Origin of the sequence: Parapedobacter brassicae (assembly GCF_051400755.1) — a bacterium.
Lineage (GTDB): Bacteria > Bacteroidota > Bacteroidia > Sphingobacteriales > Sphingobacteriaceae > Parapedobacter.
The window spans coordinates 137,511-153,949 of the sequence record NZ_JBLFFL010000005.1; the positions used below are offsets into that span (position 1 = coordinate 137,511).

11 protein-coding genes are annotated in these 16,439 nt (G+C 51.5%); 1 reads left to right on the plus strand and 10 read right to left on the minus strand.

All coding sequences use genetic code 11. The annotated features are described in order from the left end of the window. Positions 1 to 16: 16 nt before the first annotated feature. The 10 genes from ACMGDE_RS14700 to ACMGDE_RS14745 all read right to left on the minus strand — a co-directional run bounded on the left by ACMGDE_RS14700 (position 17) and on the right by ACMGDE_RS14745 (position 12,810). Positions 17 to 292 carry an ORF6N domain-containing protein gene (locus ACMGDE_RS14700; protein WP_436833576.1) on the minus strand — a complete coding sequence of 92 codons (276 nt, stop codon included), beginning with the start codon at positions 290 to 292 and terminating at the stop codon, positions 17 to 19. 185 nt (positions 293 to 477) lie between these two features. Further along, a complete protein-coding gene (locus tag ACMGDE_RS14705; protein WP_436833577.1) occupies positions 478 to 918 on the minus strand; it encodes a GNAT family N-acetyltransferase in 441 nt (146 codons plus the stop codon). A gap of 17 nt (positions 919 to 935) precedes the next feature. Next, positions 936 to 1,958, minus strand: a complete 1,023-nt coding sequence (locus ACMGDE_RS14710; protein ID WP_436833578.1) for an LLM class flavin-dependent oxidoreductase — start codon at positions 1,956 to 1,958, stop codon at positions 936 to 938. A 190-nt stretch (positions 1,959 to 2,148) separates the two neighbouring features. Next, positions 2,149 to 3,432, minus strand: a complete 1,284-nt coding sequence (locus ACMGDE_RS14715; protein ID WP_436833579.1) for an MFS transporter — start codon at positions 3,430 to 3,432, stop codon at positions 2,149 to 2,151. Between the two features lie 82 nt (positions 3,433 to 3,514). Further along, positions 3,515 to 4,480, minus strand: coding sequence for a hypothetical protein (locus tag ACMGDE_RS14720; protein WP_436833580.1), 966 nt, complete (start codon positions 4,478 to 4,480; stop codon positions 3,515 to 3,517). Positions 4,481 to 4,539: 59 nt separating this feature from the next. Next, complete coding sequence (locus tag ACMGDE_RS14725) at positions 4,540 to 6,594, minus strand: tetratricopeptide repeat-containing sensor histidine kinase (protein WP_436833581.1); 2,055 nt, start codon at positions 6,592 to 6,594, stop codon at positions 4,540 to 4,542. A gap of 101 nt (positions 6,595 to 6,695) precedes the next feature. Beyond that, positions 6,696 to 8,150: a sulfatase family protein gene (locus ACMGDE_RS14730; RefSeq protein ID WP_436833582.1), complete on the minus strand. Its 1,455-nt coding sequence runs from the start codon at positions 8,148 to 8,150 to the stop codon at positions 6,696 to 6,698. Between the two features lie 44 nt (positions 8,151 to 8,194). Further along, the gene (locus tag ACMGDE_RS14735) at positions 8,195 to 9,595 is read right to left on the minus strand and encodes a sulfatase family protein (RefSeq protein WP_436833583.1); all 1,401 of its coding nucleotides are present in this window, start codon (positions 9,593 to 9,595) and stop codon (positions 8,195 to 8,197) included. Positions 9,596 to 9,741: 146 nt separating this feature from the next. Further along, positions 9,742 to 12,357, minus strand: a complete 2,616-nt coding sequence (ligD, locus tag ACMGDE_RS14740; protein ID WP_436833584.1) for a DNA ligase D — start codon at positions 12,355 to 12,357, stop codon at positions 9,742 to 9,744. Positions 12,358 to 12,453: 96 nt separating this feature from the next. Then, positions 12,454 to 12,810, minus strand: coding sequence for a bleomycin resistance protein (locus ACMGDE_RS14745; protein ID WP_436833585.1), 357 nt, complete (start codon positions 12,808 to 12,810; stop codon positions 12,454 to 12,456). Positions 12,811 to 13,238: 428 nt separating this feature from the next. Between ACMGDE_RS14745 and ACMGDE_RS14750 the strand changes: the two genes are divergently transcribed. Beyond that, a complete protein-coding gene (locus ACMGDE_RS14750) occupies positions 13,239 to 16,439 on the plus strand; it encodes a SusC/RagA family TonB-linked outer membrane protein (RefSeq protein ID WP_436833586.1) in 3,201 nt (1,066 codons plus the stop codon).

Here is a 16,439-nt window from a genome sequence, read left to right on the forward strand (position 1 = left end):
CGCTTAATTTTATGATTCAGCTGATCGAGGTACTGGAATACGAGCTCAATATTTTTATCCTGATTACCCAACGCAGTTTAGTAAATATCCGCATGGTCTGAATGTTAACCGGGATGGCTCGATCACTGTTCAAAATGCCGGATAGCATAGCTATGCCCTGTTCCGAATGCATAAAGGGTTTCCTGGTGCCTCCCCAATTTGATGTTCCATTTTGGAATATCAAGTTTGTCAATTCATTCTCCGAAAGCTGGAACATGAAATCGCCTGGGAACCGCTTGATATTTCGCTTCACGGCTTTATTCAAGTTACCGGTGGTTACCCCATACAACTCCGCTAAATCCGACTACTTCCTCAGAAATAGCGATTTCAGTGCGTTCATTTGTCTTGGCCATAGGTGTCGGTGGTCCAGTCATGGTAAAGGTAGCAATCCGACTGGTTTATTCCAAAAATTTTAGTATTTTATGAGGGCGCAATACATCAATACACATTTTTATTGTGCAGTTCCATCCAGTTTGTTGGATCTGCAATCGCAGACCATCCAAATTGACGATATAATCCATGTGCATCACCCGTCAGTAAAATCCATCTTCTTAGTCCCTGCAAATTTGGGTGGCCCATGATGGTTTCCATCAGCCATTTCGACAGTCCCTTACCCCTGTACTCCGTGATGATATAGACATCGCCCAAATAAGCAATTGTTGAAAAATCGGAGATGATTCTTGCAAAACCAATTTGCATTCTACCATGGTATACACCGAAGCAGAGGGAATTTTGAATGGCAGTTTCCACGCGGTCTTTGGGAATGTTTAAGCACCAATAGGCCTCAGTTGCTAAAAATTCGTGAATGGAATCAATAGCTAACAGCGTTTTGTCGGTCGAAATGCAAAATTCGCCTTGGTAAATCGTTAATTCTTTCATCAGTATTTTAAAATGACTTAACGCCAGCCCAATCCGGGGGCAACATGCTCCAAAATAGCGGACAGCACGTGTACATTGTAATCAACGCCCAACGTATTGGGTATCGTCAAAAGGAGCGTATCCGCCTCTTGGATGGCTTCATCCTGAGCCAATTCGTTGATGAGCTGATCCGGCTCCGCAGCATAACTCCGCCCGAAAATTGCACGTTTGTCCTGTTCAATAAACCCGATTTTGTCTGCCCGACCCGCTTCCTGTCCAAAGTAATACTTGTCTTGATCGGTCACCAGTGCAAAAATAGATCGACTCACCGAAACCCTTGGTTCGCGCGGGTGTCCCGCTTTTTTCCACGCTTCTTTGTACAACCTGATTTGCTCCGCTTGCTGTATATGGAAGGGCTTGCCGCTTTCGTCGTATTTCAGGGTAGAGCTTTGCAGGTTCATTCCGTTTTCGGCCGCCCAAACTGCGGTAGCATTGGAAGCGGCCCCCCACCAGATACGTTCGCGCAATCCTTCGGAATGCGGTTCCAACCGTAGCAGGCCCGGCGGATTCGGAAACATCGGGTACGGGTTTGGCTGGGCAAATCCGGCACCTTTCAGCCGCTCCAGAAATTCCAATGCCTTACGGCGTCCCATGTCTGCATCGGTTTCCCCCTCAGCCGGCTCATAACCGAAATAGCGCCAACCATCGATGACCTGTTCCGGCGAACCCCTACTGATGCCCAATTGCAATCGGCCCCCCGAGATTAAATCAGCAGCTCCGGCATCTTCCACCATATACAGCGGATTTTCATAACGCATATCAATGACCCCGGTTCCGATCTCGATGTTGCTTGTTTTGGCACCGATTGCCGAAAGCAAGGGAAATGGCGATGCTAACTGAGCGGCAAAATGATGTACCCGGAAATATGCACCATCTAACCCGATTTCTTCGGCGGCAACAGCCAGATCAATGGACTGAAGCAACGTATCGCTTGCTGTACGGGTTTTATAGGCAGCATGATCGGACCAATGTCCAAACGATAAAAATCCTATTTTCTTCATAATTTCGCTTTTGGGGTTGTAAAATAGCGCTCACAAAGGTAACGACCCTGCAAGGAAGAACAAAAAAACCAAGTCGGTCGCAATAGATTCCATAACTCAGCGTTTATGACATAGGTTTAGGTTGATAGCCCCTAATCCCATTGGGGCGGATTCCCGTTATCTTACAAGGTAACGGGTTTCTTTTTAATTGCTAAGGTTTGATTTTATAGCCCGCAATGGCGTAATAGGCAATGAATGCAAATAAGGGGATCGGGACGAAAAAACCTGCTGACATGCCGTATATATCAGAAACATAACCCATTATTGGCGGGAATACCGCTCCGCCGCCAACGGACATCACCAAAAAGGAAGCGCCTTGCTTGGTGTTGGTCCCCAGGCTCCTGATGGCCAGTGCAAATATCGTTGGGAACATGATGGACATGAAAAAGAAAACGCCATAGAGCGCCACTAAAGAGCTCCATCCCAGTTTTAACGATACGATGGGCAATAAAGCGCATACCATCAGCGCATAGCAAGCCAACAGGCGGGTGGGCTTAAAATATCGCATGAGCGCACTACCCGAAAAGCGGCCTATCATAAATAGAAAAAAGCCAAAGGACAAAAAATAAGGGCCGTATTGCACATCAAACCTTGGATGCATATCATGATCCGTGACAAAATTGATCAGGTAGCTGAACACACCGGTTTGGGCCGCCACATAGCAAGCCTGTGAGGCAACACCCAGTTTAAAATGCTTGTTGCTCCATAACGGCTTCTTGGAAATATAGGCGGGGTGCGAGGGATCTGAAATTTCCATGTCGCCACCGGGGGTAGGAGCAGCAGCGCCGTGTGCGTGCAATAAATCCTCCTCATCAATTTTAGGCAGCGTTAACCGGGAGAAAACAAAGGCAATCGCGAGAACGGTCAATCCAATGATCGCAAAGGGGAGGATAATCGAGATCATTTTCTCTCCCTCGACATGGCTGCGGTTGCCATAAATAGATAACGCAATCAGCGGGCCCACTACCCATGCAAAGCCATTGAAAGACTGGGCGATATTGATTCGCCTTTCAGCGGATTCCGGAGGGCCCAACTTGGTCGTATAGGGGTTGGCCCCTGTTTCCAGTGTGGCCAAGCCTGCGCCGATCACCAGCAGGCAAAATAAAAAAAGAACAAACGATTGCAGCGGTGCGGTGCCCGCGGCGAGTAATGCGCCGGCGCCAAAAAGGCTCAATCCGAATATAATCCCCTTTTTATAGCCGTATTTTTTGGTATACAGACCGGCTGGTATGGCCATGAAAAAATAGGCCCCATAGAGGGAGACCTGTATAAAGCTTGACTGCCACTTTTTCAAATGCAACAATTCCTGGAAATTCTTGTCAAGCGTATCCAGTAAGCCGTGTGCGATTCCCCAGGTTAGAAACAGGGCACTGATGGCCATAAAAGGTGTGGCATAATTGACACCGTCCTTAATGAAAATTGATTTTTTGCTCATAAATATAGGCACCTCATTGGAAATGGAACCGGCCTAAAATAGAGAAATTCGGTGGATTACGAATAAAAAAATGTAGGGCTCATCATCTGTTGTCTCTGTAAAAATAAATCCGCCTGTAGGAAGTGGTTGGGTTCCTGATCGGGTCACCTCTTTTGAAAATACCCTTGACATCGTTAATAAGCAGTTCCGCTTCCTCGGCGGTACCGTCATGGATCATCGGCATCCTGTAGGCACGGGACAGCGGGTCCCGTATCGCTGATATGACTACCATGCCCGGAGGTATGGATGCCTTATTCATGGTGCAATAGGTGAGCTGTTTGCCAATATCGAAATGTGGCAGCTCGGTGATGTTTACCCATTCGTATTCATCCGGCCATCCTTGTCCGGTATGGATAAATTGGGAGATGATATTTAAAACGACTTCATTTCTCGAGGGCGCTCCGCTCCAAATCCCGAGAGACCATCGCGTTTCTTGTTGTTCAAATGCCTCAAATAACGCTTTTGCAATACCTGTATCCAACGAGATTAACGAACCGTCCCGCTCTACGATAAATCTGAATGTTGATAGATTCGCTAGGGTGTCATAGACCAACCCTGTTTCTATTTGATTTCTTAAAAAATCATGAAAACGCCGGGAAAAGGCTTTCAGGCCGTCTTGTGGACTCGGCATATGCGAAATGGCATGAAATATCCGATCTCCGTTGATCGGGTAAACATCTACAATCGCGCTATCGGTATATCGGTCAAAATAGACGGTGCCGGTGTAGCTGATGGTGTCGGCTGGTGTGTATAATGTGGCTATTTTCCGCAGAAGCGCTTCTACTGAGACGGATTCGACCAGTTGTCGAATTCTGCCGGTCAGCTTATAGTTATCGCCGACGGCATCGCGTTTTAGCTCAAATTCCACCGCTAAGTCGCGGATGGTTGTTCCGGTAAAATGGGATTCCAGCAAGCGCTTAAGTTCCAGCGAGGAATCAAGCGCAAGAGACTGCGCCGTTGTTTTACCTGCCAAGCAGCAGACCACCAGTAAGACAACCAAACGTTTCATAAGATCTCATTGAGGGGGAGGTTTTTAGTGCCCCGGGGTGATTATGATTAGCCAAAAATTTACTCGACCGGGATTTTTTGGAGCGTGTGCACCTGCTCCAATTCACCCTGCGGGACATCCATAATCAATATGGAAACTTCTACGCGCGCGCCCAGGATATTCCCATGGGCGTCCAACCGATTCTCGATGTGCCATTGGATATGGTCTGGATAGCTCATGTTAAACAGGTTGATCCGTTTATCGGTAATGCCATGTCCCATACTTTTGTGGCGCGTGACGCCTTCGTCGCGGTTGACCAGCCCGACGCCATTGTCTTCAATATTGATCAGGATGTGCGATGCTTCGCAGGTTGCGGTAATCAGCAGGGTTTTTTCCGCACGTGAGGAGGGGGTCAGTCCGTGGCAAATGGCGTTTTCTACAAACGGCTGCAGCAACAGCGCGGGGATGACATTGCGCTCATCCCATCGATCCATGTCGTTCTTGATGCGATAGGTGAAGCGATCATCAAAGCGGTCTTTCTCTAATTTGAGGTATTCGTCCAGAATGGTCAGTTCATCCGCCACGGTGTGTACCGGACGCTGGGAGATCTCCAATACCCGGCGGGTAAAACGGCTGAATTTGACCAGGTACTTGAGCGCCTTATCGTTTTCTTCGCGCTCCACCAAAAATTTGATGGAACCCAGGCAATTGAACATGAAGTGCGGATTGATCTGCATGCGGGTGGCAATGATCTCGGCCTCCATGAGGTTTTTTTCGTATAAGGCTTTCATGCGGGCCTCTTTCTGATGCTTGACCAACTCTTCGGATCTTCTCTTTATCCGGCTTAGGCGCGCATAGAACACGCCGATGCCAACCAACACGGCCAGGAAGGCGGACATGATGAAGATGATCATGTTGCGGCGTTGCAGCTTGGCTTCGGATAGTTGCTTGTCTTTGGTGAGCAGCTGGATCTGGGCCTCTTTGCTTTCGAAATCATACTGGTGCTTGATGGCCGAAATGGCGACTTCCTGCTCGTGGAGTGCCAAGCTATCTTTATATTGCTGTGCGATGCGGTAATACGCTAGGGCATGCTCGTCGTTCCCCTGTTCTTCGTAAAGGCGCGAGATCAACTCGGCGCTGCCTTGTATCATGAAATAGTTTTCTAAGCTGTTGCCCACTTCATAGGCTTGGGTATAGGCCGTCAATGCCGCATTGAACTGGCCGTTTCGCTGCAAGATGTTGCCGATGCTGCAAAGGATCCGTGCTTGCCCCAGTTGATTATCCAACTGTTCATAAATGCGCAACGACCGCTCGAAATAGGTTTTGGCAAGGGGGAGATTCTTGTTTTCGAGGAAGTAGCTGGTGCCGATGGCTTCAAATGTGATGGCCATGCCATTGCGGTCGCCCATTTCTTCATTCAGTTGCTGGAGTTTATACAGGTACTCCCGCGCCAGGTGATGGTCGCCGATATCGTCATAGTAGCTGCCGATGGACAGGTAATTCATGGCTTGTCCCAGTTTGTTGCCGGACGACATTGCGAGGTGCAATGCGCGGTTTAAATAGGCCAATGCTTCCTCTTGCCGGCCCGGGATGTTCATGATGGCGATGCCCAATCCATTGCAGGCGATTTCCTGGTTTTTCTGATCCTTTTCGCGCTCGGCGATGGCGAGTGCTTTGAGGTAGTATTCAACGGCGATATCGAAATTTCCGTTATGCCGGGCGGCCACACCGGTATTGTTTGCGAAGATCATTTTGCTGAGCGGAGGGATATCGGCGGCGGCTGTCAGATCATAGGCTTTCTTGTGCAGTGGAATGGCCTGTGCATAATATTGGTGGTATCGGTAGAGCAGCCCCAAATTATCCAGCGCCTTGGCATATAAGAAGGTGTCGCCAGCATTGACCGCGTTTTTAACCGCATCGTTCGCCAGCTGGATGCAGCGGTCAGCATGTTTTTCTTGCTGGTGGTATAGGCGCGAGACCTGTAGCTGTACTTCAATGTAAGCAGAATCGCGAAGCTTGCTTTTGAGCAGCGTTTCCAGACTGTCCAGCTTGTCGGCCATCGACTTGGCCGGTAGCAACATGGCCACGGCAACGGACGCATACCACGCGGCGATGCGGATAAAACCTGACTTCATAGCCCGAAGATTTATTCAACGAATATAGCGATTTATTTGCAGCAATAGGTCTGCGCGCATCGCGGAAAAATCAACGAATTGCCATGAATGTGAAGGGGTTACTACCAGTAGGGTACGGTTTCTGTTTCGTCCAATGCCGGATAGTTGTACTTTTTGACATACTCCAAGCCGCTCACCAACGCATCGCCATCTGCGGCGAGCCGCTCATGCAGCTGACGGTCAAACGCTTCCATCAACGCTTGATAGCGCGGATTGCCTACCAGGTTATGCTGCTGATAGGGATCTTGGACATTGTCAAAAAACAGCCATGGCCCGTTTAGATCGCGCACGTAGGTGAAGCGTGTGGAGCGCAGGCCGCGGAATTCTTTGCCGCCGATGGCGCGCGACCACTGGCCGTAAGGCTGTACGCAGGTGATCACTTTCATCGTATCCGGCGCCGGTTGTTCACCTCGGATATAGGGCGCATAGTCTAACCCATCGACGGTAGTGGGGGCATCGATGCCGCAGAGTCCGAGTAAGGTGGGCATGAGGTCTTCGATGCCGATGGGTGCGGCTTTGGTTTCGGGTGCTGCGCCGAACGCGCCGGGCAATTTGAAAATCATGGGTACGCGGATGGACTCGTCATACGGCTGCTGCTTTTTTTCGGCGCCTTGCGACCCCAACATATCGCCATGGTCAGACATGAAGAGCACCACGGTATTGCTATCGAGGCCGCTTTCGCTCAGAAAGGCCATCAATTGGCCCACCTGATCGTCCAAAGCGGTGCAATGGGCGTAGTAACCCGCCAACTCCTCACGGGCCTTGGCTTGCTTGGCTGGCGGAACATTGGGGCGGAGCTGGAGCGCATCGGGCTGATAGCGATCGCGGTAGGCTGCCGGCGCCGTTTGGTAGGGCTCGTGGGGCGGACCCCAGGAGAGGAACAGGAAAAAGGGTTGGTCGCTGGCTGCCCGGCCATGCAGGTAGCTTAGCGCATCGTCCGTTTGGGCGATGGCATCGTATCCCTCCCAGGTCAGCGTGTCGGGTGTATCGGCATAATAGCGCGAGCGATTGTAATTATGCGTGCATTCGAGCACTTTCCAATAGTCAAACCCTTGCCTGCGGTTGCCGGGTGGAATGAATGTGCTCCGCCCCTGCCCATCGATGTGCCACTTGCCAATGCAGGCGGTGGCGTAGCCGGCCTTACGGAAGACCTTTGCCAGGGACAGGGCATTGGTGTCGAGCTGTACGTCATTCATGAACACGCCGTTGCGCAGGGGCCGCTGTCCGGTGAGGAATGAGGCCCTGGCGGGGGTACAGACGGGGATACCGGACACGGCATTGATAAAATCGACGCCGCTCGTGGCCAATGCATCGAGGTGTGGTGTTTTTACATTGGGATCGCCGTGTTGGCCGATGGCCTGCGCGCGCCATTGATCGGCCATGATAACAATCACGTTGGGGCGCTCGAGTGTGTCGACCGGGGTCGGTTGGCTGGCCGCCGAACTGGCGAGCGGCCCGATGGTAATGACCATGTTCAATAGGTGCAAAACGATTGTTTTTTTTCTGATATGCATCATCGATGGGGTTTTATAGAATATCGTTTGTTTTTTGTTGCGGATACTCATTGCGCAGCCGTCTTCAGCGCTTGATAACGCTTTTGCATCTCCTTCAATCGCCTGGCGTATGCTCCGTCCGTGGCCAGGTTATTCAGCTCATGGGGATCGTGCTCCAGATCAAACAGCTCTTCATAGTCATGCTCGGTATACACCAAATACTTATACCGCCCACCCACGACGCCTTCGACCTGTGGGATGCCGGGGCTGCCCATGAAGGTATGCTCATAAAAGAAATCGGTACGGGTGGAGCCTCTCTGCAAGGCGGCCTGCTGCAGATCCGATCCCTGCATGGCAGCGGGCACAGCCACCTGTGCATAGCCGAGGATGGTGGGGGCGATATCGATGTTGAGGGCGATATCCTGCACCACTGAGGGGGCATCTGCCGGCTTGCGTGGATCGTATACGATGAGCGGCACGCGCACGGACTCTTCGTACCCAAACCATTTACCTTCCAATCCGTGGTTGCCCAGCATAAACCCATTGTCGCCCATGAAGATGATGACGGTGCGGTCGTCAATATGCAGTTCCTTCAACTTGGCGCGGAGATGGCCGACCACTTCGTCTACGCCGGTGACAAGCCGATAATAGTTCTTTACATTGGTTTGATATTGCTCGGGTGTGCCGAACAGGCCTTCCCACCGCTTGCGGGCAATGCTGGCCTCGTCATGGAAAAAGGGCGGTGTCCGCTGCCATGCGTCTTCGCCGCCATTGGCTTGGGGCGGAATGTCCACACCGCTGTATAAGGTGTCAAATCGTTGTTGGACCTGGTACACGGGCGGATCGCCATCCAGCTCATGCGGGGCCTTGAAGCTGACAGACAGGCAAAACGGTTGGTTGCTGTGACCGTATTCATCCAAAAAGCGGGCGATATCCCGGTCCACGCTGTCGGTATGGTGTACGTCCTTGCCGGAGCCGTCTTTGAGCCAATAGGGGGGCTGGCCCCGCTCCCAAACGGACCAAAAGTCAAAACGATCCCCGGGTGGATGGTTGCCGACCCCGTATTTGCCGATGAACCCAATGCGGTAACCGGCCTGCTGAAGGAGCAAAGGATAGGTATTCGCCAGCGCTTCCTCGGTGAAGTCGGTCTTGAAATCAGCGATCCCATGCCGTGCCATGTACTGGCCACTGAGCAGGCTTGCCCGGCTGACAGCGCAGATGGACGTAGTCACGTATGCATTGCGGAAAAGATAGCCTTCATGGGCCATGGTATCCAGGTGCGGTGTGTGGATAATCGGATTGCCCATGGCGCCCAACGCGTCCGCACGCTGGTCATCCGTGAGCAGGAAGATGATGTTGGGCCGGTCTTGCCGGGGCACTTCCTTGGTCGGTCGCTGGGCCAGGGCTATTGTGGCGGACAGGATGAGCAAGCAGGCGGCTGAGGCGGCCCCTATCTTAATAACCTTCATTTTGTTCGATTTTGTTCAACACGATCTGTTCTGCGGGAATGGGGCAAAGTAATAAATGGCTTATCCTCAATTAGCACGAAAATCGGCTATTTGTGTAGCATAACCATCCTGCGCTGTTGGGTACTGGCGTATGGTCTCGGTGTTGGTTAGCGCGACTGGGCTTTTTTGATGGTTTTATCGAGGTCGATCCCTTTTCCGAGTACGCCCTTGAACAGATTGCCGGTCTCTTTTACCCGGTCGTAGGCATTGTGGATGGTGAAATCGCGCATGCGCAGGCCGGGCTTCACCTCCTCCCATGCCAGCGGCATGGACACCGTGGCGCCGGGCTTCGGCCGCAGGGAATAGGGGCCCGCAATGGTCGCTCCCGGCCGGTTCTGCAAGAAATCGAGGTACATCTTGCCTCTCCGCTTGCTGACCGTCCGCTCCAGGGTGGTGAAATCGGGCAATCGCTCATGCACGATGGTGACGATGAGCCTGGCAAACAGCTGGGACTGCTCGTAGGCGTATTTCGCGCCGAGCGGGATGTATACGTGCATGCCGGTAGCGCCGGAGGTTTTGGGGTAGCTCGGTATACCGAGTGCGTCCAGCACGCTGCGCACTTCAAGCGCGGCATCAATCACCTGATCGAACGTGTTCTTATCAGGGTCGAGGTCGATGACACAATAATCGGGGTTGTCCGGGGATTGCACCCGGCTGAACCAAGGGTTCATCTCGATGCAGCCCAACGACGCCATCCACAACAGGGTGGCCTCGTCGTCGCCCACCAGGTATTCCTTATGTTCGCCTTCGCCGGTGACGTAGGGATAGGTTTTCGTCACCCATTCGGGTACCTTCCCCTTCACGTCTTTCTGGTAGAAGCTCGGTCCCTTGATGCCATTGGGAAAGCGGTTCAACGACATGGGCCGGTCTTTCAGATAGGGGAGTATATGGTCGGCCATCCGGTAATAATAATTAAACAGATCCCGTTTGGTAATGCCATCGTCCGGCCAGTAGACCTTGCTCAGGTGCGTAAATTTCAGATCATTACCGGCGATCTTGCGCACCTGCGTTTCGTCCTGTGGGTTCAGCAAGGTTCTCCGTTCGTTCTTGGCGGGTTTGGTGGCCGCTTTTAGGGTCTTGTTTTCGGCTTCTGCTACGGTCGCTTCCGTGTCGGAGGGTTTTTCCAATACGACCTCACGGGCAGCCTTATCCTCGCGCATGCCTTTAAAAGATGCCTGCCTGAACAGTCCTTCGCTGGTCACTTCGGCATAGTTTACCTCGCATACCAATTGCGGTTTGAGCCAGGTCGGTTTAGCGCCGAGGCGTTGCGGCCGGAACCGCGAGGGTTTATCGACGTCCGGCTCCAGGTCAAAGGGGCTTTTATCGGTGATCAGCGGTTTGAACCGCTTCATCATCTCCCGTTGCTGTTGGTCAGAAAAACCGGTGCCCACTTTTCCGGCGTAGCGGAGTTTTTTCCCTTCATACACACCCAGGATAAGCGCACTGAACACTTTGGATGTGCCTTCGTTGCGGGTAAACCCGGCGATGACCACTTCCTGCCTGCGCTGCACCTTGATCTTGAGCCACTCCTTGGACCGCACGTCAGACCGGTAGCTGCCATCGGTTTTCTTGGCGATGATCCCTTCCAATCCCACCTGCTCGGCGGCGTCAAAGAAGTCGATGCCCCGGGCCGCAAACACCTTGCTCTGGCGGATGCGGTCATCATCCGTTGGCAGTATATCCCGCAGGATGGTTTGGCGTGCTGCCAGGGGCAGCCCCATCAGGTTTTTCCCTTCGTACCACAGGATGTCAAACACATAATAAACCAAGTTGCCGTCGGCTTCGCTGCGCCAGTTCTGCAGCTTGCCGAAATCGGATAGCCCTTTATCATTCAGCACGACGATCTCGCCGTCAACCACCGCATTGACCCGCCATTTCTTGAGCAGCTCCACAATGGGGTAATACTTGTCAAACGGGATATTGTTGCGCGAGATCAGTTTGACGGCTGTTTTGCTCACCCCTGCGATGGCCCGATAGCCATCCCACTTGACCTCGTATACCCAATCGGGGTCGTCAAACGGCTCATCGACGAGTGTGGCCTTCATCGGTTTGATCTTGTCTGGCCTAGCCGATTTGGGTGCTTTCTTGAGCAAGGCCGCTACATCCAGGCTAGTCGCCTCCTGTCCGTTTTCCCAGACCTTGTTGCTGCTTTTTTCCGTTTCTTCGATGGTTTTGCCGGAGAGCACGGAGGTGTCTTTTTTGGTAATATCGGCTTTGCCGGCAAATTCGTCTTTATGTTTGATCAGCAGCCAGGCATTTTCGCCCATGCCATGCGTCTTCACCAACGCATACTCGCCCTGGAGCTTCTGGCCGTGCAGCCTGATTTTCAGCGACCCTTTTTTGAGTTGCTCCAGCAGGTGTTTCTCCTGCGCTTTTTTGCCCTTGATGGGTTCGGCGGGTTCGTATGCCCCCTCATCCCACACGATCACGGTACCGCCCCCATACTGCCCCTCGGGGATGATGCCCTCAAACAGGCGATAGTCCATCGGATGATCCTCTACCATCATGGCCAGCCGTTTGGTTTGCGGATTGGTTGAAGGGCCCTTGGGCACGGCCCAGCTTTTGAGTACCCCGCGCATCTCCAAGCGGAAGTCATAATGCAGGCGGGAAGCATCGTGCTTTTGTACCACAAAGGCGAGCTTGCCGGTATGCGGCGTTTTACCCGCTGTTGGTTCGCTCGTTTTTTTGAAGTCTCTTTTTTTACGGTATTGATCAAGAGCCATACCCGCTTGCTATATGATTTAAGCTATCAACAAGCGGCGCGTGCAAAAGGTTTCGGGGTAGGAATGATTGGCAATTTCGCCAAAGAACTACGTGGTTTACAACCCTTGCCCGAACGTGAGCAGATTATGATCCGGGTCGAGCAGCGAAAACTCCCGTTGTCCCCAGGGTTTGTTTTGCAGATGTCCCGCCAAGGGCATAGGGAGCTGCCTTTCCAACGCCCACTGGTATAACCCGTCAATCGCATCCGTGCGGATATACACCTGTCCGTAATTTTCCAAGGGGTCAAGGTCTTTAAACTCAAAAAAGTGAATCTGAATGTGATCAAGTTGAACCATCAAATACCCATCGTAGTCCGCATTTCCAAAGGGCTGAAACCCCAATTGGTTGATGTAAAAGTCCCGGGTGATGGCTTTATCACGCATGGGGAGTTTTGGAACAATGTCTGTAAGCATACCGTATATGTTTAAGTGCGCCTTCTGGCCTATCGTCTGCTCCTGTTAGCCGACGCTAAGATAAACATAAAAAGCGTCATGCAGGCAACGACGAAGGTTGAAAGGTGCAGCGATGGAAGAGAAAGGCGTAATGTGTCATCAGTGAACTCTATTTATATATAAATCGTTTAAAAAGTCCAATTTTTTGCTAAAACGTTTAATATATTGGTGTTTTTAGTGTAATATTTATAATATTTTTGTTATATTTTGATATTTTATCATTTAATTGTATACGTTTGAGCCGTAATCAATCAAATCTTAATATTTTAATAAGAATTTATAAAGGTTTTTACTCAATTTCTAATTATAATCGGCTTCAAATGTTCAATACAAGTTTAAATCGATGCGGATTTCGTATAAATTTGATGATATCGATCCCGATAATCGGGATGGCATCGCTCATGTTTATGCCCAGTCCGCTTTTTGCGAAGCACGGAACCCCGTTGCCCTACGGGATGGTCCAAGAAGAGTTGGTCATTAGGGGCAAAGTAGTCAGTGACCTGGGGGCGCCTATTGCGGGAGTGTCCGTACGCATCAAAGGAAAGACCATCAGTACGTCTACCGATGAGCAGGGCAATTTCTCCTTGAAAGTTCCCTCGAACAGCGTACTGGAATTTACGTATGTCGGGTATGAAAAGCAGGAACAGCTGATCCAAAACGACCAACCGCTGGAGGTGATGCTGCTCGCGGAAGACAAAACCCTGGATGAGGTGGTGGTGATCGGCTATGGTACCCAATCCCGAAAGGAAACAACGGGAAGTTTGACGTCGGTCAAGGGGGATGATGTTGCTCAATTGCCAGTGCAGAGTTTTGATGCCTCGCTTACCGGACGTTCGTCCGGCGTGCAGGTGAATACCAGCGCCGGTGTACTGAACCAGGCACCGGTGTTTAAAATCCGTGGAACGAATTCGCTATCGTTGAGTACGTATCCGCTGATCGTGATCGACGGTGTGCCCGCTTTTGATAATAATGACGACTCCGGACCGAGCTATGCGTCTAATAACCCGCTGTCGTCAATTAACCCTGCGGATATCGAAAGCATAGACATTGCCAAAGACGCCGCAGCAACCAGCATCTACGGTTCGCGGGCGGCCAATGGGGTGGTGTTTATCACCACGAAAAAGGGTAAGCGCGGAACCACCAAAATCAACTACGACGGATGGGTCGGTTTTACGTCGGCGATCCGGTTGCCAGACCTCTTGAATGCAGCGGAGTACATCGAGATCAAAAACGAGGCGCTGCGCAACGACGGGACCTATGATGAGGAATCCAATTATTATGGGTTCAGTTATGATGCCAACGGCAATGTCATCGATACCCGCTGGGCGGATTACGTGTATCAAACAGGTACTTCGCATAGCCATAATGTAAACGTATCGGGCGCCTCTGATAAAACCAGTTATTATGGTTCGGTGGGTTATTCGAATCAGGAAGGCATCTTCCAAAAGAATGGATTCGACCGCAAATCGGTGATGTTCAACGTGGATAACCAAACGACGGATTGGTTGAAGCTGGGCATGAAAATCAACTACGTGAATGAAAACAACCTGGCGGCGATGGCAACGGGTGTGGGCTCAAGCGGTGGTTTCCAGGGCTCCTCTTCGTCCGGTACGATGGCGCGCGTGGCGATCATCTCCTCGCCCATCGTGGGTCCGTATAACAATGACGGCACGTATAACTACACGTCTAACGGATATATCGGCCTGATGGATAATGACGGGCACCTGAACCAATCCCGTTTGGGATTCTATAATCCGGTGGTTTCCTTGGCAAACAATTATTCCAACAACCATTTGAACAATGTGCAGTCCAATGCGTACGTGCAAATCCAGCCGTTATCATGGTTGACCGCCAAATCGGTCTACGGGATCGATTATCGGTATATCAACTATGAAAACTATTCTTCACCCATATCGGGCGAGGCTATTGCGACAAACGGGTCGGCGAGCAGCGTGAATTCGAACAGGCAGCGGTGGGTATGGACGAATACCGTGACAGCCGATAAGAAATTTGGCGAGCACAGTGTTAACCTCCTGCTGGGGCAGGAGCAGCAACGCACCACGGGCAATCGGTTTGGTTTGCGCCGCACGGGACAGACCGACCCGTATTACACCAATATACAGGGAGGCTGGCAGAATGTGTTTGACTACAGCACCGACAATGCAGAGGTGAACAACTACTTATTCTCCTTGTTTTCGCGCCTGCAATACGATTATAAAAAGCGCTATTTTATCACCGCAAACTTGCGTCAGGATGAGTATTCGGCCTTGGGCTTGAATAATAAGAAAGGGGTGTTCTGGGGAGTATCTGCCGGGTGGGACATGGCCGCGGAGAATTTCTGGCAAACGGCGGGCTTAGGCACAGCGGTGAACACCTTTAAATTGCGCAGCAGCTACGGCAAGGTGGGCAATGTGGGGGGCTTGGGCGACTTTGGCGCGCTGAATACCTATAGTGCCGTGCTTTATGGCGGTCAGGCGGGTTTGGAGTATACCGTCACCGGCAACCCGGACCTGAAATGGGAAACCAGTAAGAAGTTTGATGTAGGGGTGGATTTCGGGTTGTTTGATAACTTGCTGACGGGATCGATCGGTTATTACAAAAACGCGATCGATGGTCTGATTTTCGCGGTGCCGCTGCCGCCTTCGGTGGGCATTCCGAACGGAACGAATAACAGTATCCTGCAAAATGTCGGCGAGATGGCAAACAACGGGTTTGAGTTTACCGTCAATAGCACGCCGGTGCAAAAAGCAAAATTTCGCTGGAACACGTCCTTGAACCTGACGACCAATAATAACGAGGTGGTATCGTTGGCCAATGGGGTGTCTTCGATCATCACCGGGTCGTTGGACGGGATGAACATCACCACTCCCGGCGAACCGGCAGGGATGCTGTACGCCATCCGTACAGGAGGGGTGGATCCGGCAACGGGCCGCCGTATCTTCATCGATGGCCAAGGCCGTAAGGTGCTTTACCAGCAAAGCGTAACCGGCAGCGATGGCGTAACTTATCAATGGGAATATGAAGACGGTTCGCGTGCGCCAGCGATTACGCCTGCTGCGGATGCCAGTCCGTATAAACCGACTGCGCCTAATGTATACGGGGGATGGACGAATACGTTCTCTTATGGGCAATTGGACTTATCGGTGCTGTTGACGTACCAATTGGGCGGGTACATGATGAACGGTACACAAGCAACCATGCGCGACCTGCGTTTCTGGAACAACTCGACGGATGTGCTGAGGAGGTGGCAGAATCCGGGGGAGATCACCGATATCCCGCGTGTAGTGAACAACGATAACGTATCCAATGGTAATACGCTGCCGTTGGACGCGAACATCAGCTCCACCGATTACCTGCGCCTGAAGAATGTCATGCTGTCTTATGTGTTGCCCAGTGCGCTGTCTACCCGGATGGGGTTGAGCAATATACGGGCTTACGTAAGTGGACAAAACCTGGCGATGTGGACGAAATATGCGGGTTTTGATCCGGATATCACCACAAACGGGAATAATGCTATTCAACAAGGCATCGACAAAAACCAGGCGCCGAATGCGCGTACGGTGACGGTTGGTTTATCAGTAGGGTTCTAA

Bases quoted from the DNA above. Each gene is read 5' to 3' on its own strand.
- ACMGDE_RS14705 (WP_436833577.1), bottom strand. From the start codon at position 918: ATGAAAGAATTAACGATTTACCAAGGCGAATTTTGCATTTCGACCGAC.
- ACMGDE_RS14710 (WP_436833578.1), bottom strand. From the start codon at position 1,958: ATGAAGAAAATAGGATTTTTATCGTTTGGACATTGGTCCGATCATGCT.
- ACMGDE_RS14715 (WP_436833579.1), bottom strand. From the start codon at position 3,432: ATGAGCAAAAAATCAATTTTCATTAAGGACGGTGTCAATTATGCCACA.
- ACMGDE_RS14720 (WP_436833580.1), bottom strand. From the start codon at position 4,480: ATGAAACGTTTGGTTGTCTTACTGGTGGTCTGCTGCTTGGCAGGTAAA.
- ACMGDE_RS14725 (WP_436833581.1), bottom strand. From the start codon at position 6,594: ATGAAGTCAGGTTTTATCCGCATCGCCGCGTGGTATGCGTCCGTTGCC.
- ACMGDE_RS14730 (WP_436833582.1), bottom strand. From the start codon at position 8,150: ATGATGCATATCAGAAAAAAAACAATCGTTTTGCACCTATTGAACATG.
- ACMGDE_RS14735 (WP_436833583.1), bottom strand. From the start codon at position 9,595: ATGAAGGTTATTAAGATAGGGGCCGCCTCAGCCGCCTGCTTGCTCATC.
- ligD (WP_436833584.1), bottom strand. From the start codon at position 12,357: ATGGCTCTTGATCAATACCGTAAAAAAAGAGACTTCAAAAAAACGAGC.
- ACMGDE_RS14745 (WP_436833585.1), bottom strand. From the start codon at position 12,810: ATGCTTACAGACATTGTTCCAAAACTCCCCATGCGTGATAAAGCCATC.
- ACMGDE_RS14750 (WP_436833586.1), top strand. From the start codon at position 13,239: ATGGCATCGCTCATGTTTATGCCCAGTCCGCTTTTTGCGAAGCACGGA.